The following is a 19536-nucleotide window of genomic DNA, read 5'->3' as shown; positions in this document are numbered from 1 at the left end:
TGTCACCAAAGCAGCCGGGTGGCGGACTATGACACGGCCGGCCATAAATATCGACCCGTTCTGAGGGGCCACGTCTGTATCCATCACCTTTACTGGGGGTGTCTGACAGACACTGCCACCGCCCGTCCGGCCTGCGTAGCGTGGTGGATGTGGAAAGAAAAGACGAAATCCGAGACTTCCTGATCTCGCGACGAGCGAAGATCACCCCAGAGCGGGCCGGCCTGCCCAACTACGGCGAGCTGCGCCGCGTGCCGGGGCTGCGTCGGGAGGAAGTGGCACAGCTCGCCGGGGTAAGCACGGACTACTACACGCGGCTGGAACGCGGCAGCATCCGCGGCGTCTCGGACTCGGTCCTCGACGCTGTGGCCTCCGCCCTTCAGCTGGATGAGGCAGAGCGGACGCATCTGATGGACCTGGCGAGGACGGCCAACACGCCATCATCGCGGCGTCCGGCGCGCCGGCCACCGCAGCAGCGGGTCCGTCCGGGAGTTCTGCGTTTGCTGGACGGGATGACCGGCGCGGTCGCCCTGGTGCAAAACGGACGCTCGGACGTGCTGGCCGCCAATGCCCTGGGCCGCGCGCTGTACGGGCCGGTGTTCGCGTCCACAGCAGCCGCCCGTCCGGAGGTCCCGGGCCAGTTGCCGAACCAGGCACGTTATCTCTTCCTCGATCCGGGCGCCGGGGACTTTTACCCCGATTGGCGCGCAATCGCCGCGACCACAGTGGCAATGCTTCGCTCGGAAGCGGGCCGGAATCCCCATGACCGCGAATTGAACGAGCTGGTCGGTGAGCTGACCACACGCAGCGGGCACTTCGCCGCATTGTGGGCCGGCCATGACGTACGGATCCACACCACGGGAACCAAGCGCTTCCACCATCCGGTCGCAGGGGACGTGTCGCTGCAGTTCGAGACGCTTCACCTTCCCGGCGATGAGGGACAGACCCTCTTCACCTTCACCGCGGAGCCCGGCTCCGCGTCCGAAAACGCGCTGGCGTTCCTTGCCAGCTGGGCGGCATCGCCCCCAACCGCCACCAGCGACTCTTCCATCCCGGATCTGCGCTCCCACGCGCGGCCCGGAACCCCTAACCCTGGAAAGACAGAACATGACTGAGCAAAACGACGCCAAAACCGAGCAGAAGGTCTGGTTCATCACCGGGGCAGGCCGCGGTATGGGCACCGACATCGCCAAGGCGGCTCTGGCCGCAGGCCACGCGGTGGTCGCCACCGGCCGCAACCCCGACAAGGTGATCCGGGCCGTCGGCGACAGCGAGGATCTGCTGGCCGTGAAACTCGACGTCACCGACCCCGCCGACGCCACCGCAGCCATCCAGGCCGCCGTCGACCGGTTCGGCCGGATCGACGTCCTCGTGAACAACGCCGGCAGCTTCTACGCCGGGTTCTTCGAAGAAATCACCCCGGAAGACTTCCGGAAACAGATCGAAACGACCATGTTCGGGCCCATGAACGTCACCCGCGCGGCCCTTCCCGTCCTGCGGACTCAGCGCTCGGGGCTGCTGGTCACGATCTCCTCGACCGCCGGCATCGCCGGCGGGGAGTTCCTTTCTGCCTACGCCGCCTCGAAGTTCGGCGTCGAAGGCTGGGCCGAGTCCCTGGCCCCCGAAGTCGCCCCGTTCGGCATCCGCACCATGATCGTGGAACCGGGATTCTTCCGCACCGAGCTGCTCACCCCGGAATCCACCAGTTACGCGGCGTCCACCATCGAGGACTACGCCGAGCGCACCGAGCAGACGGTCACCGCGTGGAAGGGCATGAACGGCCAGCAGGGCGGAGACCCGGCCAAACTCGCCAACGCCCTCATTCAACTGGCCGAACTGGATGAACCGCCGCTGCGCTTCGCCGCCGGAGCCGACGCCGTCGGACTCTTCGAGACCCGGGCCAAGGACCTCCAGGCCCAAGCCGACGCCCACCGCGACCTCTCCGGCAACCTCGCCCACGACGACGCCTGACACCGACGCCTGACACCTACGCCAGCGGACGACGGCGGGAGCCTCCCGCCGTCGTCCGCCAGGTCCGCACATACCCGCTGGACGCCAATGGCTGCCGGCTGCCCAAAACCCCTTGCCGGGCTGCGGGCCATGCCCACGTCCCAGGCCCGGGAACCACACCCAAAGGAAGCACAACATGAAGAACGCACGCCTCGGAGGCCTGGAAGTCTCCCGCATCGGACTCGGCGCCATGACCATGGCCGGCACCTACACCAGCGAGGGCGGCCTGGATAACGCGGAGTCGATCCGCACCATCCACCGGGCCCTCGACCTCGGGGTCACCCACATCGACACCGCGGAGATCTACGGGCCGTTCCTGAGCGAGGAGATCGTCGGCCAGGCCGTCAAGGGACGCCGCGATCAGGTCAGGATCGCAACAAAGTTCGGCCTGGTCTCCCATGCCGGCGGCGGCCCCGGCGTGGTCGACAGCAGCGCGGCGAACGTGAAGGCCGCCGTCGAGGGCTCCCTCAGGCGCCTCGGCACGGACCACATCGACCTGTATTACCAGCACCGGATCGACCGGAACACCCCGATCGAGGAGACTGCCGGCGCGGTTGCAGACCTGATCGCCGAGGGCAAGGTGCTGCACTTCGGGCTGTCCGAGGCCTCGCCGGAGACCATCCGCCGGGCACACGCCGTGCAGCCGGTCTCGGCATTGCAGACGGAGTACTCGCTGTGGACCCGGGACGTGGAGGCGGAGATCCTGCCGCTGCTGCGCGATCTCGGAATTGGTTTCGTTCCGTATTCGCCGCTCGGACACGGGCTGCTGACCGGCCAGATCCGCTCCGTCGACGACTTCGCCGATGACGACTGGCGCAAGACCAACCCGCGGTTCACGGGCGAGAACTTCCGCCGCAACCTCGCGATCGTCGATGAGGTAAAGGCCATCGGCGCCGAGATCGGCGCGACCCCCGCGCAGACCGCCCTCGCGTGGCTGCTGACCCGCGGGATCGACATCGCCCCGATCCCCGGCACCCGGCGGGTCTCCCGGGTCGAGGAAAACACCGCGGCCGACGGCATCGAACTCACCCGTGACCAGCTGGAGCGGCTGGACTCGCTCCGGCCCGCTGCGGGGGAGCGCCACGACGAGGCCAACATGGCATCGATCGACAGCTGACAGCGACTCAAGACCGAGCAAGGGGCGCGGATGCCCGACCCGCGCCCCTCCCCGTCCGCCTCCGGGCCGTAGTCCCGCACCTTCCCAAGAGTCAGGAAGACCATGACCAAGTCCGCCGCACCCCTTACCGAACCCGGCCTCACAGACCCCGCCGCTCCGCTCCCGGAAGCGGCGGGGCCCACGGAACCGGCGGCGCCGACGGGGTTCCCGTGGGCGCCGATCCTCGTCCTCGGATTTGCCTGGTTTCTGGCCGTCGCCATCGAACTCAGTCCTGCCGGGCTGCTCGGCGGCATCGCTGCCGACTTGAACATCAGCACCGCGGCCGCCGGAACACTCACCACGTTCTATGCGCTTGGCAACGCGATCCTGGTGCTCCCGCTGACCGCGCTGGCCCTGCGTTTCTCGCGGCGCAGCGCACTCAATGTCGTCATGGCCGCGTTCGTCACCAGCAACCTCATCGTCGCCGACGCGCCGACCCTGGTCGTCGCCGACGCGGGCCGGTTCCTAGGCGGCGCCTGCTACGCACTGATCTGCACCCTCTTCCCGGCGGTCGCCGTTCGCATCGCCGGCCCGCGGCACACCGGGAAAGCGATCACCGTCGTCTTCGCCGCCACCAGCCTGGGCATAGCGCTCGGTGCACCCCTCGCGTCGTTGGCGGGAAACGCGTTCGGCTGGCGGGTCACGTTCGTCGCGGCGGCCGCGCTGGCCCTGATCGCCGGCGTGCTGATGTCCTTTACCGTTCCCGCGGTGCGGGAACGCGGGCAGAAGGGCCTGTCGTTGATTCAGACAGCCCGGCTCCCTGGAGTAATGCGCGTCGCGATCGGGTGGGCGCTGGTCATGCTCGCCCACTTCGTCGTCCTGACCTACATCGACGCCTATCTCGAGGACCTGGGCGTCCCGAAGTACGTCACCAGCGTCACCCTGTTCCTGATCGGGGCCAGCGGACTCGTCGGGACGATCCTGATCGGCCGGCTCTCCTCCCGTTCGGTGTACGCCGCCCTCCTCGCGGCGCCCATCACCGTCGCCGTCGGGTTCACCGTGCTGTTCCTCAGCGGCGGGAACCTCGCCATCGTTCTCCTCGCCGTCGCACTGTGGGGGCTCGGAATCGCGGCCGCAGTCGTCGTCTACCAACAAGCCATCCTGCTCACCGGGCGCCGGGCACCCGAGACAGCAACCAGCATCGGCGTGCTCCTCGCCCAGGCCGGCTTCGCCGCCGGCGCCACGGTCGGAGGCGTCACCCTTGACTCCTTCGGCGTCGCCACCATCCCCCTGGTCGGCCTCGCCTTCGTCGCCGGGTCGATCATCATCGCAACGACCCTTCGAAACACCATCCGCAACTCGCCTTCACAAGCTGCTGGCGCAGGAACCGTCCTGCCCCAGACCTCTCCGGAAGGCAGCAACTCAGGATTCGACGTCGGCCGCGGCAATTGCCTTGTCCGTGAGGACGGGCATCATCCCCAGCAGCGCTAGGGTCAGCACTCCCATGATGCCGAACATGACCTGCAGGCCGAGCCATTGGGCCAGCAGGCCGCCGGCTGCTGCACCGAGGGGCATGGTGCCCCAGGCCAGCAGGCGGTAGGCGCTCGGACGTCAGACTAGGTCCCGGTCCTTGCGGAACGGGATTTGGGTCTTGCGTCGCCTTGGCGGGCTCTATTCGTAGATGGTGGGGATGGCCGGCTCGCCGGGCTGCAGTCTGTCCACCACCCGGGGCAGCTCCGCCATGGAAGCCGTGTGCCGGTCCCGCGCCCGCCCCACCGCGTCCGGGCCGGTCCAGCCGGGCAGGATTTCGCCGTCTTTCATGAACTGCTGCAGGAGGGGACGTCCGTTTCTTCCGGCGGCCGGCGGGTGGCCCACGCCGAGGACCTCGTGGGTGGCGGTGCCCCGGTCGTCGAGGCGGCGCACGGCGAACTTGCGCCCGCCCACGTTGATCTTGTCCTTCGAGGTCTTCGCCACGGCAGTCAGCTCACCGGAGTCCCCGGCCCGGCTCACCAGCTTGTAGACCATCCCGGCCGTGGGCGCCCCGGATCCGGTCACCAGCGACGTGCCGATGCCATAGGAGTCGGCCGGGGCAGAGCGGAGCGCGGCGACGGAGAATTCGTCCAGGTCCGAGGTCACCACGATCCTGGTGTGTACGTTGCCGAGGCTGTCCAGGAGTTCGCGGACCCACCGCGCCTGGGCCACGAGGTCTCCGGAGTCCAGCCGGATGGCGCCGAGTTTGTCTCCGGCGAGGTCGACGGCGGTGCGGACCGCCGCTTCGACGTCGTACGTGTCCACGAGCAGCGTGGTGCCGGGCCCGAGGGAGGCCAGTTGCGCCGCGAAGGCCTCGCGCTCGGAATCGTGGACCAGCGTAAAGGAGTGGGCCGCGGTGCCGATGGTCCGCAGGCCGTAGCGCCGCCCGGCGGCCAGGTTGGACGTGCCGGAAAAGCCGGCGATCACGGCCGCGCGGGCCGCCGCGGCGGCCGCTTCCTCATGCGTGCGGCGGGAGCCCATCTCAATGCAGGGTCTGCCGCCGGCGGCACTGATCATCCGGGAAGCGGCCGAGGCGATGGCGCTGTCATGGTTCAGCACCGACAGGACGTAGGTCTCCAGGACGCAGGCCTCGGCGAACGTCGATTCCACGATCAGGACGGGGGAGTGCGGGAAATAGGCTTCCCCTTCCGGATAGCCCCAGATGTTGCCGGAGAACCGGAACGCGGCCAGGTGCTCCAGCGTGTCCTCATGGACTACCCCGGCCCCGGCCAGAAAATCGAGGTCGTCCGCCTCGAAACGGAAGCCCGCGATCCCCTCCAGGAGCCGGCCGGTACCCGCCACGATCCCGTACCGCCGCCCGCCCGGCAGCCCCCGGGCGAAGGCCTGGAAGACGGACCGGCGGTGTGCCGCACCGGAGTGCAGCGCCGCCTGGAACATCGTCAGCTCATAGTGGTCCGTAAACAGGGAGGTCCGGGGCCCGTCCGGTCCGGCCGAAGTGTTCATGATTCACTCTAGGCCGGGCCGTCCGAAGCCGCAGGATGCCGCCAGTGCCGGGAGTTCGCCGGAATCGCCGGAAATTTCCGGCGAATCCGGGAGTTTCCGGCGACTTCGACGATGCCGGGCTCAGACGGGGCAGCCGTCCGGGCCGCAGGCGCCCGCGGCACTATCCGTTCCGGCGGCGCCCGCATCGGATCCCGCGGCGGCGCTCACCATGACCAGCGGGTGGCTGTCCTGCCACGCCTGTTCGAGGGCCGCGCTGAAGGTCTCCGCGGGCTGGGCTCCGGAGAGCCCGAACTTCCGGTCAATCACGAAAAACGGGACGCCGCTGATGCCCAGGGCGCGGGCCTCGGCGATGTCGTGGCGGACGTCGTCGGCGTAGGCGTCGGTGCTGAACAGTTCCGCCAGGTCGTCGGCGTCGAGTCCGAGGTCCAGGCCCAGGGCGGTCAGGTAGTCCTGGCTGCCGATGTCTTGGCCGTGCTCGAAGTGGTCGCTGAGCAGGCGTTCCTTCGCGGCGTCCTGCTGGCCGTGGGCGGCGGCGAGGTGGATCAGCCGGTGAGCCGTGAAGCTGTTGGCCACCACGACGGCGTCGAACCGGTAGTTCAGCCCCTCGCCCTTGGCCTGGGCCGCCACGTGCTCGAACATCTGCGATACCTGCGCCGGAGCCATGCCCTTGCGGGTGCTGAGGTAGTCCAGTTCGGTGCCGTCGTAGTGCTCCGGGAGCGTGGGGTCCAGCTGGTAGCTGCGCCACTGCACCTCCACGGAATCGCGGTGCGGGAAGGCCGCGAGGGCGGTTTCGAATCGGCGTTTGCCGATGTAGCACCAGGGGCAGGCGACGTCGGACCAGATCTCAATCTTCATGCCCGCCACAACCGCGCCGCCGCCGGGTCCATTCCCCAACGGTCTGTCGGCTTCGTCACGGTGTGACCGGGCGCTCCATCACGAAGTCATGTTCCACGGTGTCGCCCAGCCGGAAGGACTTGGTGCCGACCTTGCGGAAACCGGACTTCTCGTAGAACCGGATGGCCCGGGCGTTTTGGCTGTTCACGCCGAGCCAGATCCCGCGGGCGCCGGCCGCTGCTGCCGAGCCGATGCTGGCGTGCATCAGTTCGGCCGAGGCGCCGAGCCCGTGGTGCTCCGGGTGGACGTAGCACTTGCTGAGCTCGGTGCACGGCAGTTCGCTCAGGACAGCGGCCACCTCCGGGTCCTGGGCGGGGCGGGCCACCAGCAGGCTGTAGCCGCGGAGCTCGCCGTCGGCGTCGATCACCAGCACGGTTACCTCGGGATCGGCCAGATAGGCCCGGAAATTGGCCTCGCTCAGGGTGCTGGCCAGGTGGGCCGCGATGTCCTCCGGCCGGGACTCCGGCGGGCACGCCAGCGGGAAGGTGACGGCCGCGAGCGCAGCCAGCCTCCCGGCGTCGTCCGCGGTGGCTGTCCGGAGTATGTGGGTCATAACTAAACCCTAGCCCCGACGGCCGGGTCAGCCGACGGGGTAGGCGACGTAGGCGAACCGGGTGGAGTCCGGTGACCAGCTGTTGACGTTGAGGGTGCCCTGGCCGCCAAAGAGGGGCCAGCAGTGCACCGGTGTTGTCCAGTCTCCGGTTGAGACCAGCACGACGTCGACCGCCAGGTCCGCGGGGTGGCCCACCGTGCCGCGGGGGAACCGGATGTAGCTGGCCCAACGCCCGTCCGGGGAGAGGTGCGGGAACCAGTCGACCGTGTCGCTCGTCAGTAGCTGTTCCAGCGCGGGTTGGTCCGGGGCGCCTCCGTCGGAGGTGCGGAGCCTGGCAAGTTGGGCGTGGCCGGATGAACTGGTGAAGGCTTCGGTGTTGAAGTAGAGCCAGTCGCCGTCCGGAGAGTACTCCGGCCCGTCACAGTGGCCGTCCACGTTCAGCAGGGTGGCGGCGCCACCGCCGGCCGGGATGGTCATGAGCCTGCCTGGCTGCGTGAAATCGCCGGCCTCGATGCCCACGTAGGCCAGCTCGTCGCCGTCCGGGCTCACACCGTGGAGGAAGTGGAAGTACCCGTCGTCGTCGGTAAGGCGGGTTGCCGCGCCGCCGCCAAGCGCCGCACGGTAAATGTGGCCGTCGTTCGCCGAGAGGTAGATGCCGGTGCCGTCCGGCGCCAGCACGTGGTCGTTGTTCAGGTCAGGGACCCCGGTGAGGGGCACCTGACTGATCGCCCGGCTCCCGACCTCGAAGCGCCACAGCTTCCCGGCGCCGTTCAGGATGAATGCGGCGCCGTCACGTGTCCAGTTCGGCGCCTCCAGGAGCACGTCCCGGGTGGTGAACACGAGCTCGCGCTCACCTGTGACGGATGCGACCCAGACCTCGCAGCGCTGGCCCGGCTGCAGTTCCCGCGGCGTCATGGTGTTTTCCGGGATTTTCGGCACTCGAAGCTCCTAACGATGACAACTTTGTGGACGGTTGGGTTTTCGCTACGACATCGGACCAGGGCCACGCAATCGGTCCGGCGCAGCGCGGATCCGCGGTGCGCCGGACCGGTTGCGCCGCGGCTGTCCTGAAACGTAGCGGATCCGGACCTGCGGCGCCCCGCTACTGCTTGAAGGCGGCGTCGAAGGAGGTGTTCGAGGCCGGGAAGTCGAACTTCTTCAGCGCGGCGAGGGCTTCGGGGGCGCCGTGGAGCCGGTCCATGCCCGCGTCCTCCCATTCGATGCTGATGGGGCCCTCGTAGCCGATCGCGGTCAGGGCGCGGAAGGACGATTCCCAGGGCACGTCGCCGCGGCCGGCGGAGACGAAGTCCCAGCCGCGGCGCGGGTCGCCCCAGGGCAGGTGCGAGCCCAGAACGGTGTTGCGGCCGGTGGGGCGGAGCTTCGTGTCCTTGCAGTCCACGTGGTAGATCCGGTCCTTGAAGTCCCAGATGAAGGAGACCGGGTCGATGCCCTGCCACATGAAGTGGGACGGGTCCCAGTTCAGCCCGAAGGCCTCGCGGTGCCCGATCGCCTCGAGGGTGCGGACGGTGGTCCAGTAGTCGTAGGCGATCTCGGAGGGGTGGACCTCGTGCGCGAAGCGGACACCGTTCTCGTCGAAGACGTCCAGGATGGGGTTCCAGCGGTCGGCGAAGTCCTGGTAGCCGGCCTCGATGACCTTCTCCGGGACGGGCGGGAACATCGCGACGTACTGCCAGATGGAGGATCCGGTGAACCCGACCACGGTGTCCACGCCGAGGGCCTTCGCGAGCCGGGCGGTGTGTTTCATTTCCTCGGCGGCGCGTTGGCGGACGCCTTCGGGCTCGCCGTCGCCCCAGACCCTGGCCCCGACGATCGCCTCGTGCCGGAAGTCGATCGGGTCATCGCACACGGCCTGGCCCTTGAGGTGGTTGGAGATGGCCCAGACCTTGAGGTTGTACTTCTCCAGCACGGCCAGCTTGGATTCGACGTAGCCGGGTTCGTCCCAGCGCCAGGCGTCCAGGTGGTCGCCGGAGACGGCGATTTCCAGGCCGTCGTAGCCCCAGCCGGAGGCCAGGCGCGCGACTTCCTCGAAGGGCAGGTCGGCCCACTGGCCGGTGAACAGGGTGTAGGGGCGGGGCATGTCAGGCCCTTTCGGTAGCTGTTTGGGTCGTTGGTGCGGACGGGGTGAGCTGGATGAGCGAACTCTTGGCCGCGGCGCTTTCTTCCACGGCGGCGAGGATCCGCTGGACGTTCAGGCCGTCCTCGAACGACGGCGAAGGCTGGGTTCCGGTGCCGACCGCGACGAGGAAGTCGCGGATCTCGTGCGTGAACGTGTGCTCCCAGCCGAGCACGTGGCCCTGCGGCCACCATGCTTCCAGGTAGGGGTGCTCGGGTTCGTTGACCAGGATCCGGCGGAAGCCCTGTTCGCGGACCGGCAGTGTGGCGTCGAGGAAGCCGAGCTCGTTCAGGTCCTCCAGGTCGAACAGCAGGGCTCCCTTGTCGCCGTAGATTTCCAGTGTGAGCGAGTTCTTCCGCCCGGTGGCCACCCGGGAGACCTCGACGGAGGCGATGGCCCCGGAGGCGAGGGTCAGCGTGGCCCAGGCGGCGTCGTCGACCGTCACGTCCTCCAGCCCGGCAGCGCCGGGACGCTGCGGGGTGAAGGTGTGCAGCCGGCCGGAGACCTCGGTGACCTGCTCGCCCAGGAGGAACAGCACCTGATCGATCGCGTGGGAGGCGATGTCCCCGAGGGCCCCGGAGCCGGCGGTTTCCTTGTTCAGCCGCCAGGTCATGGGCGAGTCCGGGTCCACGAGCCAGTCCTGCAGGTAGGCCGCGCGGACGTGCCGGACGGTGCCGAGCCGGCCCTCCGTGATCAGCTCACGGGCCAGAGCCAGGGCCGGGACCCGGCGGTAGTTGAAGCCGATCATGGACTGCGCCCCGCGGTCCCGTGCAACACGGGCTGCCTCCGCCATGGCCTCCGCCTCGGCCAGGGTGTTGGCCAGCGGCTTCTCGACCAGGACGTGCTTGCCGGCCTCGAGCGCGGCGATGGCGATTTCCGCGTGCATGAACCCCGGCGCGCAGATGTCGACGATGTGGATGTCATCGCGGGCGATCACCGCGCGCCAGTCCGTGGCGGACTCGGCCCAGCCGTACTTTGCGGCCGCCTCGGCGACCCCCTCGGGATCGCGGCCGACCAGGACGCGCCGTTCGAAGGCCGGGACATCGAAGTAGCTGGCAACATTCCGCCAGGCGTTGGAGTGGGCCTTGCCCATGAACGCGTACCCGATCATGGCCACACCCAAAGGGGGAGGGCCGGGGCTGGTTTCTTGGGAGTTCATTGCTGGTTCCTAGAGTGTGGAAGCGGTGGGGTCCCAGTCCTCGGGGAGGGCTGCGGAGGTGGGGGCGGAGCTTTCCACATCGATGAACGTGCCGGAATCGACCGACTCGGAGATCGAGACCATGGTGTCCAGGACGTGGTAGGCGAGGTTGCCGGTGGCGCGGTGCGGGACGCCGGCGCGGATGGAGCGGGCCATGTCCAGCACGCCCATGCCGCGGCCCTGGCTGGGGCCTGTGGCCGGGATGACGGTCCATTCCTCGTCGCCGGCGCGCCAGAGCCTGATGTCGCCGTCGAAGTAGTTCGGATCCGGCAGCGAAATGGTGGCCTCGGTCCCGGTGATCTCCACGAAGCCCATCCGCAGCCGCGGGGACTCGAAGCTGAACACGCTGTGGGAGGACGCGCCGGACTCGAACTGAGCCATGGCGGAGACGTGGGTGGGGACCTCGACCGTGAATTCCTCGCCGGCCTTGGGCCCGGAACCGATGCCCCGGACCGCCTTGGCCTTGGAACCGGTCGCGGCCACGCGGCGCACGGAGCCGAACGTCTGCACCAGGGCCGTGAGGTAGTACGGGCCCATGTCGAACAGGGGCCCGGCGCCGTGCTGGAAGAGGAACGCGGGGTTGGGGTGCCAGGATTCCGGCCCGGGCGTCTGGAACGTGGTCATGGCCGTCAGCGGGGTGCCGATGTCGCCGCGTTCGATCAGCCGGCGGGCGGTCTGCAGCCCGGCGCCCAGGAACGTGTCCGGGGCGCAGCCGAGCCGCAGTCCGGCGGCGTCGGCCGTTTTCAGCAGGCCAAGGCCCGATTCGCGGTCCAGCGAGAACGGCTTTTCCGTCCAGACGTGTTTGCCTGCATTGACGGCGGCCGTGGCCACTTCCACGTGCGCGGCCGGGATGGTCAGGTTGACGATGATTTCGACGTCGGGGTGGTTCAGGGCGGCGTCCACCCCGCCCCACTCCGGGATGCCGTATTCCTTGGCCCGCGCCTCGGCGGCCTCTTCGAAGAGATCGGCGATCACGTGGACCTTGAGGTCGGGGAAGACGGTCAGGTTGTCCAGGTACTGCTTGCTGATGTTGCCGGCGCCGATGACGGCGACGCCCACCGGGCCGCGGCCGGTCACACGGGTTGCCGGTCCACGGTTCGCTGCGGCGCTCATGCGTTCACGCCCTGCGCGTTGGCGGAACCGCTCTGCAGGTAGCCCAGGGACTGGGCGATGCCCTCGAAGATGTCGCCGGAGTAGTCGTCGAATTCCACTACGCCGACTTCGAGGGACTGCGCCGCGGCGATGACGTCCCACACGGCGATCTTGCCCTGCCCGGCCGGCTGCTGCGCCTTGGTGTCCGTGGAGACGGGGCCATCCTTGATGTGGATGAACCTGACCCGGTCGCCCAGGCGCTGCAGCAGCTGCACCGGGTCCTGGCCGCCGACGGCGGCCCAGTAGGTGTCCACTTCCAGGACCAGTTCCGGGTCCAGCAGTCCTTCGAAGTACTCCAGGGCGGTCTGTCCCTCAATGCTGGACTCCAGCTCCCAGGCGTGGTTGTGGTAGCCGACGCGGATGCCGTACCCGGCGCCCTTCTTGGCGGCGGCGTTGAGTTTCGCGGCGGTGGCCTGGATGTCCTCGGCGGACTGCCAGTGCTCGGCCGGGAGGTAGGGGTCGATCACCGTGCTGATGCCGAGTTCCTTGGCCGCGGCGAAGATTTCGTCCTGGTCCTGGCTCAGCAGCGGGGCGTGGCCGGACGGCGCGGTCAGGCCGTTCTCCTTCAGCGCGGCGCCGAGCTCGGCGGCCGTGGCCACGAAGTTGTAGGGCTCAACCTGGGTGAAGCCGAGCTCGGCAACTCGCCTGATGGTGCCGGGCAGGTCTTCCTGGAGGGCGTTGCGGAGGGTGTACAGCTGGATTGAGTAGGACATTTCGTTCCTTTGCGGGGAGTCAGTAGTTCTCAAGGAGGTGGGCCGCCCGGCGGTTAGCCGGCCGGCGTCGGGGATGGGGTTCAGTGCCTAGCGGCCGGCGAGGGATCCGCCGATGCCGCCGACGCTGAAGTACTTGTTCAGGGCGGCGAAGACGATGATGGGCGGGAGCATCATGATCACAGCCAGGGCCATGACGGATGTCCAGTCAGTTTGATTCTGCTGGAAGAAGGACTGCACGCCCATGGGCAGGGTGAAGATTTCTGTGGAGCGCAGGAACACGATGGCAACCAGGTAGTCGTTCCAGGCCAGCAGGAAGGCGAAGATCGCGGTGGACAGAACGCCCGGGAGCGAGTTCCGCAGCACCACCTTCGTGAAGCTGCCGAACACCGAGCAGCCGTCGATCCAGGAGGCTTCCTCCAGGCTGATGGGGATGGAATCGAAGTAGGCGGCCATCATCCACGTGGCCACGGTCATGGTCGAACCGACGTAGATGATGGTCAGGCCCATCAGGTTGTCCACCAGGCCCATCCCGGCGAACAGGATGAACAGCGGCACCACCGAGGTGATGATGGGCAGCGACTGCATGACGAACAGGAGCAGCGAGTAGCCGGAGACTGCCTTGCTACGGCCGCGGGAGAGGACATAGCCTGCAGGGGCGGCGACCGCCACCGCGACCACCACCGTGCTGAGCGTGGTGATGAGGCTGTTCTGCAGCCAGGTCGACGCGAGCGTCTCGGAGAACACGGAGCCGAAGTTCTCCAGCGTGAAGCCCGTGGCTGTGCTGGTGGGTCCGGGGGTGAAGGCGAGTACGACGGTGACCATGATGGGAACGAGTACGACGGCGGTGATGGCCAGGATCAGGGCGAAACGCCACCAGCGGCCGCGCAGGCCGGCGTCGGACAGGGAGCGGTTGGGCTTGCCGGTATCGGCGACGCCGAGGACAGGGCCGGACTGGGGGTGGGCGTGGACTACTGCGCTCATTATTCGACGCTCGACTTTCGGATCTGGCGGTACAGGATGACCGAGACCACCACGAGGGTAATTGTCATAAGGAAGGCGATCGCGACGCCGGGTCCGGTCTGGAAGTCCTGGAACACGGTCCGGTAGGCCAGGACCACGAGGGACGTGGTGGCGTCCACGGGTCCGCCGCCGGTGAGCAGGTAGATGGTGGGGAAGTCGTTCACACAGAAGATCGTCATGAGGATCCAGCTGATGTACGTGGACCGGGCGATCAGGGGCAGCGTGATCTGGCTGAACTGCTGCCAGCGGCTGGCGCCGTCCATGCTGGCGGCCTCGTAGACGGTGGTGTCCACGGACGCCAGGGCCGCCGAGGTCATCATCATCATGAACGGGAAGCTGATCCAGACCTTGAACACCATCACGGTGATGGCCGCGAGGGTCGGGTCCGCCAGGAACAGCGGGGTTCCCAGCCCGAGGTTCCGGAACATGCCCGGGACGAGACTGTCGGGCGTGCCCACCAGCCAGTTCCAGGCGGTGGAGGACACCACGATCGGGACCACCCACGGCAGGAGCAGGAGGACCTTGAAGAGTCCGCCGGCCGGGATTTTGGTGCGCAGCAGCAGGGCCAGGCCCAGCCCGAGGAGCCAGGAGCCGAAGACTCCCACGATCGTGAACAGGAGCGTGAAGCGGGCCGCCTTCCAGAAGGCGTCGGAGGCCAGGACGTTGGCGAAGTTTTCCAGGCCGACGAATTCGCCGGTCTCGATCAGGGACCCGTCATGTGTGGCCTGCACCCCGGCGTACACGAGCGGGTAGCCGTGGATCAGGACGAGCAGGATGACGGAGGGCAGCAGGAGCCAGAAGAAGGTCTTGCGGGTCTGCGAGCTGAGCTTGCTCTTGCGGTTTGCGGGCTTGCCGGGGCCGCCGGGGGCAACGCCCCGGCGGGCCCGGCTCAGGCCGGTCTGGGCTGTGGTCAATGCCATGGAAGGCCCGCTTACTTCTTCAGGACGGATTGCAGTCCGGACTGGAACGTCTGCAGTGCGGACTTGGCGTCGGTCTTGCCCGTGAGGATGGTCTGCGTGAACTGGTTGAGGGCCTGGCCGCCGTCGAGCACGGCAAGGTTGGCATTGAGCGTGTTGCCCTGCGAGGCGAACGTCTTGGCGATGGGCTGCCATTCTTTGACGATCTTGACGTTGTTGGGGTCGTTGGCAAACTCGGGGAGCTCGGTGATGGACTTGAACACAGGCAGGGCAGACATCAGCTTCTGCTGCCACAGCTGCTTCAACTGCCCCAGGTAGGCGACCAGGAAGGCCTCGGACGAAGCCTGCGAGGGCGTGTTTGTGTACATCATGATGTTGTTGGGGAAGACAATCGTGGCCTTGTCCCCGTGCGGGCCCGTGATGGGGTCCGCGACAAGAAGGTCTCCCGAGGTGTCGCCGACGCGCTGCGGGACGTTGACCTGGAACAGGCCGAAGCCTGCCTTCTTGTCCTTCCACTGGGCGGACATGTTGTCGGTGGTGTAGCTGACCGCGGCGGGGTCCACGATGCCGTTGGAGACGAGTTCCGAGACGAACTCGATGGCCTCGACGTTGCGGTCGTTCATGACGTCCAGTTCGCCGTCCTTATTGAACACGCCGCCGCCGTTGTTCACCATCATCATGATCATGGAGTGGTTGCCGTAGTTGTTGCCGGCACCGGAGCCGGTGGTGAAGCCGAAGGCGCCGATCTTCTTCAGTGCCTTGCCCGCCTCCAGCAGGGTCGGCCAGTCGGTGGGGAGGGCCACTCCGGCCTTCTCGAACAGCGACTTCCGGTACCAGAACACGCGCATGTCCAGCTGCCATGGGACTGCCACGTAGCCCTTGTCCGACTTGAAGGGATCCAGGACGCCCGGCAGGAAATCGTCGTACATGCCGTTCTTCTTCAGTTCCTCCACGACCTTGTCCGCGTAGGCGATCTGGCCCTGCTGCTCAAACTGGAAGGCCTGGAAGCCGCCGCCGGTGGATACCGCCGGTCCGGTCTTGGATGCGATGGCCGAGGAGAACGTCTGGTAAAAGTTGTTCCACTGGATGGTCTGGTAACTGGCCTTGAGGTTGCCCGACGCCGGTGCGTAGCCCTCTGCGATCTTCTTGGCGGCGTCGTTGTAGGCCGGCGTGGCCCACGGCATGTCCCAGAACTTGATGACGCCGCTGCCGCCCCCGGACTGGGATGCGGAGCCGCCGCCGCACGCTGCGAGGAGCGGGGCGCTGGCCGCGGCTGCGGCGAAGCCCAGGAATCCCCGGCGGGAGAATGCGGTGGAGGTAACAGAGGACTTGATCGTCACGATGATTTCCTTTCATGACCGGGCCGCGGCGTCGCGGACGGCCTTCTCGACAGTGAGTTGATGCGGAAGGACTTGCTGGCAGTGCAGGTGAGGCTGGCAGTGCAGATGGGGCAGTTAGTGCGGTTGGTGCGGTGAACGCGGTGAGTCGTGGAGCTGCCCGACGAGTTCCGTCAAGGCGGCAAACCGTTCCAGGTCGGCCTCCGGGGCGCCGGAGTCGACGGCGGCGCGGAGCCGCCTCCAGCTGTGCCGGTGGGCCGATTCGTAGGTGGTGGGGAACGTGGTGGCCCCGGCGGCGGTGACCGACCGGACCTCCGCCGGCCAGCCTGCGGAGGCGTCCGGGAGGGTGATGTCCGCCCGTCCGGTCGAGGTCAGGACCGAAACTGTGGCCGTCGCGGGGAGAGAGGACGTGGTGATGCCCTGCAGGGCCGCCGGCGCCCCGCCCGGGAGGCTGCCGATCACGGTGTAGCCGTTGGAGTTGCGCTGGATGACCCGAAGGTCTTTCAGCTCGACACCGACGGCCAGGACCGTGCCAAGATGCCGGGTGAGCAGCACCTCCGGGTCGGTTCCGGGGACGCCCCACGCCACGGAGTCCAGCAGCACGGCGTCGGCCAGGGCATCGGCGATGGCCGTCCGGACCGCGGCCTGGGACTCCGCGAGGATGGGGTTTGACGCCCATGTCTGGTCAAGGACCACCGCGGTGCCCGCCCCGGCGGCTGCCGCGGCCAGCGCCGCGGGATCTTCCGCCACAGGATCAACGACGACGACGCCGCGGACTCCGCTGCGGACCGCTTCGGTGGCGGCAGCGGCCCAGCCGGCGGTGCCGGCGAGGGCGACGACGTCCGGCCCGCCGTCGGCCGGGGCGAAGGAAACCGGCAGGGATGCGATGACGGCTCCGACGGTGCCGGCCCGTTCGGCGTCCGGGCCGGCCTGGACCAGGAGCGGGGTACTCATGCGCTGGCCTCCTCGTAGGCGGCGTTGCCGGCATCGACGCAAGCGGCGGCGGCGTCCGCGATCGCGAGGGCGAATTCCAGATCGTGGATCAGCGTCTCCGGGCGGGGGGCCGTTCCGGTGCCGTTGGCGATTTCGGCGAGTTTGCGCCATTCGCCCTCGTAACCGTTGTGGCCGAAGGGGCCAAGGACCGTGGTGCTGGCGGCGGTCCGGATCCGGGCGGTCGCCGAGCCGGCGTGAACGTAGGACGGAGTGAAGTCGATAGACAGGGAGGCGTCGTCACCGATGGCCTCGAACGTCCAGGACGGTTCCCAGATGCCGTTCATCGCGGCGCGGAGTTCGATGGTCACCGCGCCGGCCCGCAGTGAGATGACGTAGCCGAACGGCAGGACGGTCTGCGCGTACAGGACCTCGACATCCCGGAAATCCGGGGCGAACCGGCGGACCAGGGGCAGGTCGTGGATGGCCAGGCCCATGACGCCGCCGGTCAGCATGGCCTTCACGGCGGCCGAATCAGGGCCGGAAGCCTTGCCGGCGGCGGAGGGCGCCGCGGGGCCGCGGCCCACGATCTCGGTCGCAAAGTCCTCGAAGCGGGGGTTGGGCGGCAGGACGATCGAGGACCGGACGGTGTGGACCTGTTCCGGCAGGCTGCCCCACGCCGCTTCCGCCGCTAGCCAGCCCGGGTCAAAGGTGTGCATGGCGCCGACGACGATCGGCACCCCCGTTTCGGCGGACACGGCGGCGATGGCCGCGGCTTCCTCGCCGTTCATGGCGAAGGGCTTTTCGCACAGGACAGCCTTCTTGCCGGCGCGGCAGGCGGCGATCACCTGGACGGCGTGGAACTGGTGCGGGCTGCAGATCGCGACGATTTCGACCGCGGGATCCGCCAGAAGCTCCTCCGTGCTGGTACTGAAGCGGGCCCCGACCCGGGCGGCCACGGATTCGGCGACCGCCGGGTCGACGTCCATGATGTGACGGACTTCCAGGATGTCCCGCAGCCTGGCGAGGGACGGGAGGTGGATCGCCTGCGTGACGGGGCCGGCACCCAGGATCCCCACGCCCAGCGGCGCCGGCGACGCATGTTCTTGGCTCGACAAGTTCGTTCATACCCCTTCGTAGTCCCGGAACCGTCCACTGGCAGCCAGGCTGCCCAGGCCGGTGATCTGGCTCACAGCCAAAGCTAGAGACACTTTTGCCGGGCGTCAAGCAAAAGTTGGAAACTACGTGTCAAACTTTGTGAAGCGTGACATGCAGAAGGTCTTCGTGCTATCACTTACTCATGAGTACGCCCCCCGGCACCGAACCCCCAGCCCCCGAAGCCGGCGGCAGCCTGTCCCGCGCCGGCGACCTCTTCCAACTCCTGCGCGACGGCAAGGCCCGGACCCGCGCGGAACTGGCCCTGACCACCGGGCTGGCCCGGTCCACCGTTGCGTCCCGCATCGACGCGCTGATGGTCTCCGGACTCGTTGGCCCCGCTGGGGAGGCGAGCTCCAGCGGCGGCCGCCCGCCGTCGCGCTTTGCCTTCAACCCCGCCGCCCGCGTCGTCCTGGCGGTCGACGTCGGCGCCACCCATGTGATCATCGCCGTCACCGATCTCAACGGAAAAGTGCTCGCGGAACGCCGCCTGGCACAGGACGTCGCCGACGGCCCGGTGGTTGTCCTGGACCGAGTCATCGAGGAAGGGCTACAGCTGCTCGGCGGGGCCGGCCGCGGCACCGCGGACCTGGCCGGCGCCGGGATCGGGCTACCCGGACCCGTGGAACACGCCACCGGCATGCCGGTGAAGCCGCCGATCATGCCCGGCTGGGACGGGTTCGACGTCGTCCGCCATGTCCAGCGGTCCCTTCCGGTGCCGGTCCTGGTGGACAACGACGTGAACATTATGGCGTTGGGGGAGCGCGCGGCGCACTGGCCTGACGACGAAAACTTCCTGTTCATCAAGGTGGCCACCGGCATCGGGGCGGGCATCATCAGCAGCGGCCAGCTCCAGCGCGGAGCGAACGGGACGGCCGGCGACCTCGGACACGTCCGGGTTCCGCGCGGCGATGACGTGCTGTGCCGTTGCGGGAACTACGGGTGCCTCGAAGCCCTGGCGTCCGGACCCGCCGTCGCCAAGACGCTGACGCAGCAGGGCCTGCCGGCGCACGACGGCGGCGACGTGCTGCGCCTCGTCGCGGAGGGCAACCTGCAGGCCATCCAGGCGCTGCGGCAGGCCGGCCGGGACCTCGGCGACGTCCTCTCCACGGTAGTGAACCTCCTGAACCCCTCGGTGATTGTGATCGGCGGCAGCCTCGGCCAGGCCGGCGAGCATCTGATGGCCGGCGTCCGCGAAGTGGTATACCGGCGCTCGCTGCCGCTGGCCACGACGCATCTTCGGATCGGCGTGTCCCGGGCCGGCGACCAGGCCGCCATCCTCGGCGCCAGCCAGATGGTCACGCAGCACGTGCTCTCACCCGCCGTCATTGAGGCGACCCTGCAGGCCACGGGCTAGGGGTGTCGCGGGAAGCGGCGCGCCCGGCAGGGGTGTCCCGGGCAGCGTCACATTCCGCAGGCGCGGCAGGGGCCCGTGA

Annotated in this window: 18 protein-coding genes; 5 read left to right on the top strand and 13 right to left on the bottom strand. The window is 68.4% G+C overall.

The features are described 5' to 3' along the window. Positions 1-149 precede the first annotated feature (149 nt). The 4 genes from C566_RS0110920 to C566_RS0110905 all read left to right on the top strand — a co-directional run bounded on the left by C566_RS0110920 (position 150) and on the right by C566_RS0110905 (position 4594). A complete protein-coding gene (locus C566_RS0110920; RefSeq protein ID WP_081627319.1) occupies positions 150-1112 on the top strand; it encodes a helix-turn-helix transcriptional regulator in 963 nt (320 codons plus the stop codon). After that, complete coding sequence (locus C566_RS0110915) at positions 1105-1968, top strand: SDR family oxidoreductase (RefSeq protein WP_018774378.1); 864 nt, start codon at positions 1105-1107, stop codon at positions 1966-1968. The genes C566_RS0110920 and C566_RS0110915 overlap by 8 nt, the downstream gene beginning before the upstream one ends. Positions 1969-2143: 175 nt before the next feature. Next, the gene (locus C566_RS0110910; RefSeq protein ID WP_018774377.1) at positions 2144-3124 is read left to right on the top strand and encodes an aldo/keto reductase; all 981 of its coding nucleotides are present in this window, start codon (positions 2144-2146) and stop codon (positions 3122-3124) included. Between the two features lie 102 nt (positions 3125-3226). Beyond that, positions 3227-4594, top strand: a complete 1368-nt coding sequence (locus C566_RS0110905; RefSeq protein WP_018774376.1) for an MFS transporter — start codon at positions 3227-3229, stop codon at positions 4592-4594. Between the two features lie 180 nt (positions 4595-4774). Here C566_RS0110905 and C566_RS0110900 read toward each other — a convergent pair whose 3' ends face one another. From C566_RS0110900 to C566_RS0110840, 13 genes are all read right to left on the bottom strand, one after another. Then, on the bottom strand, positions 4775-6097 hold the full coding sequence (locus C566_RS0110900) for a nicotinate phosphoribosyltransferase (protein ID WP_018774375.1): 1323 nt from the start codon (positions 6095-6097) through the stop codon (positions 4775-4777). 120 nt (positions 6098-6217) lie between these two features. Beyond that, on the bottom strand, positions 6218-6952 hold the full coding sequence (locus C566_RS0110895; protein WP_018774374.1) for a DsbA family oxidoreductase: 735 nt from the start codon (positions 6950-6952) through the stop codon (positions 6218-6220). 55 nt (positions 6953-7007) lie between these two features. Further along, positions 7008-7544: a GNAT family N-acetyltransferase gene (locus C566_RS0110890; protein ID WP_018774373.1), complete on the bottom strand. Its 537-nt coding sequence runs from the start codon at positions 7542-7544 to the stop codon at positions 7008-7010. A gap of 27 nt (positions 7545-7571) precedes the next feature. Then, complete coding sequence (locus tag C566_RS0110885) at positions 7572-8483, bottom strand: TolB family protein (RefSeq protein WP_018774372.1); 912 nt, start codon at positions 8481-8483, stop codon at positions 7572-7574. A gap of 163 nt (positions 8484-8646) precedes the next feature. After that, on the bottom strand, positions 8647-9642 hold the full coding sequence (locus C566_RS0110880; RefSeq protein ID WP_018774371.1) for a sugar phosphate isomerase/epimerase family protein: 996 nt from the start codon (positions 9640-9642) through the stop codon (positions 8647-8649). Between the two features lies 1 nt (position 9643). Continuing rightward, entirely contained in the window at positions 9644-10837 is a 1194-nt protein-coding gene (locus C566_RS0110875; protein ID WP_026266596.1) for a Gfo/Idh/MocA family protein, read from the bottom strand. Between the two features lie 9 nt (positions 10838-10846). Continuing rightward, entirely contained in the window at positions 10847-11989 is a 1143-nt protein-coding gene (locus C566_RS0110870) for a Gfo/Idh/MocA family protein (RefSeq protein ID WP_043466687.1), read from the bottom strand. Continuing rightward, a complete protein-coding gene (locus C566_RS0110865) occupies positions 11986-12741 on the bottom strand; it encodes a sugar phosphate isomerase/epimerase family protein (RefSeq protein ID WP_018774368.1) in 756 nt (251 codons plus the stop codon). Before C566_RS0110865 ends, C566_RS0110870 begins: the two co-directional genes overlap by 4 nt. 87 nt (positions 12742-12828) lie before the next feature. After that, on the bottom strand, positions 12829-13722 hold the full coding sequence (locus C566_RS0110860; protein WP_018774367.1) for a carbohydrate ABC transporter permease: 894 nt from the start codon (positions 13720-13722) through the stop codon (positions 12829-12831). Further along, positions 13722-14681, bottom strand: coding sequence for a carbohydrate ABC transporter permease (locus tag C566_RS0110855; protein ID WP_018774366.1), 960 nt, complete (start codon positions 14679-14681; stop codon positions 13722-13724). Before C566_RS0110855 ends, C566_RS0110860 begins: the two co-directional genes overlap by 1 nt. An 11-nt stretch (positions 14682-14692) precedes the next feature. Further along, a complete protein-coding gene (locus C566_RS0110850; protein ID WP_018774365.1) occupies positions 14693-16018 on the bottom strand; it encodes an ABC transporter substrate-binding protein in 1326 nt (441 codons plus the stop codon). Between the two features lie 114 nt (positions 16019-16132). Beyond that, the gene (locus tag C566_RS0110845) at positions 16133-16969 is read right to left on the bottom strand and encodes a hypothetical protein (protein WP_018774364.1); all 837 of its coding nucleotides are present in this window, start codon (positions 16967-16969) and stop codon (positions 16133-16135) included. Then, positions 16966-18063 carry a Gfo/Idh/MocA family protein gene (locus tag C566_RS0110840; RefSeq protein ID WP_026266595.1) on the bottom strand — a complete coding sequence of 366 codons (1098 nt, stop codon included), beginning with the start codon at positions 18061-18063 and terminating at the stop codon, positions 16966-16968. Before C566_RS0110840 ends, C566_RS0110845 begins: the two co-directional genes overlap by 4 nt. A 182-nt stretch (positions 18064-18245) precedes the next feature. On the opposite strand from C566_RS0110840, the gene C566_RS0110835 reads away from it, so the two are divergent. Next, positions 18246-19457: an ROK family transcriptional regulator gene (locus C566_RS0110835; RefSeq protein WP_018774362.1), complete on the top strand. Its 1212-nt coding sequence runs from the start codon at positions 18246-18248 to the stop codon at positions 19455-19457. Positions 19458-19536: the final 79 nt, after the last annotated feature.

It is taken from the genome of Arthrobacter sp. 131MFCol6.1 (genome assembly GCF_000374925.1).
Classification (GTDB): domain Bacteria; phylum Actinomycetota; class Actinomycetes; order Actinomycetales; family Micrococcaceae; genus Arthrobacter.
This window is presented reverse-complemented; position numbering and strand designations above follow the sequence as displayed.

Coding starts and splice junctions, on each gene's coding strand:
- C566_RS0110835 (WP_018774362.1), top strand. CDS start 18,246: ATGAGTACGCCCCCCGGCACCGAACCCCCAGCCCCCGAAGCCGGCGGC.
- C566_RS0110900 (WP_018774375.1), bottom strand. CDS start 6,097: ATGAACACTTCGGCCGGACCGGACGGGCCCCGGACCTCCCTGTTTACG.
- C566_RS0110845 (WP_018774364.1), bottom strand. CDS start 16,969: ATGAGTACCCCGCTCCTGGTCCAGGCCGGCCCGGACGCCGAACGGGCC.
- C566_RS0110875 (WP_026266596.1), bottom strand. CDS start 10,837: ATGAACTCCCAAGAAACCAGCCCCGGCCCTCCCCCTTTGGGTGTGGCC.
- C566_RS0110890 (WP_018774373.1), bottom strand. CDS start 7,544: ATGACCCACATACTCCGGACAGCCACCGCGGACGACGCCGGGAGGCTG.
- C566_RS0110855 (WP_018774366.1), bottom strand. CDS start 14,681: ATGGCATTGACCACAGCCCAGACCGGCCTGAGCCGGGCCCGCCGGGGC.
- C566_RS0110860 (WP_018774367.1), bottom strand. CDS start 13,722: ATGAGCGCAGTAGTCCACGCCCACCCCCAGTCCGGCCCTGTCCTCGGC.
- C566_RS0110910 (WP_018774377.1), top strand. CDS start 2,144: ATGAAGAACGCACGCCTCGGAGGCCTGGAAGTCTCCCGCATCGGACTC.
- C566_RS0110915 (WP_018774378.1), top strand. CDS start 1,105: ATGACTGAGCAAAACGACGCCAAAACCGAGCAGAAGGTCTGGTTCATC.
- C566_RS0110895 (WP_018774374.1), bottom strand. CDS start 6,952: ATGAAGATTGAGATCTGGTCCGACGTCGCCTGCCCCTGGTGCTACATC.
- C566_RS0110870 (WP_043466687.1), bottom strand. CDS start 11,989: ATGAGCGCCGCAGCGAACCGTGGACCGGCAACCCGTGTGACCGGCCGC.
- C566_RS0110865 (WP_018774368.1), bottom strand. CDS start 12,741: ATGTCCTACTCAATCCAGCTGTACACCCTCCGCAACGCCCTCCAGGAA.
- C566_RS0110880 (WP_018774371.1), bottom strand. CDS start 9,642: ATGCCCCGCCCCTACACCCTGTTCACCGGCCAGTGGGCCGACCTGCCC.
- C566_RS0110905 (WP_018774376.1), top strand. CDS start 3,227: ATGACCAAGTCCGCCGCACCCCTTACCGAACCCGGCCTCACAGACCCC.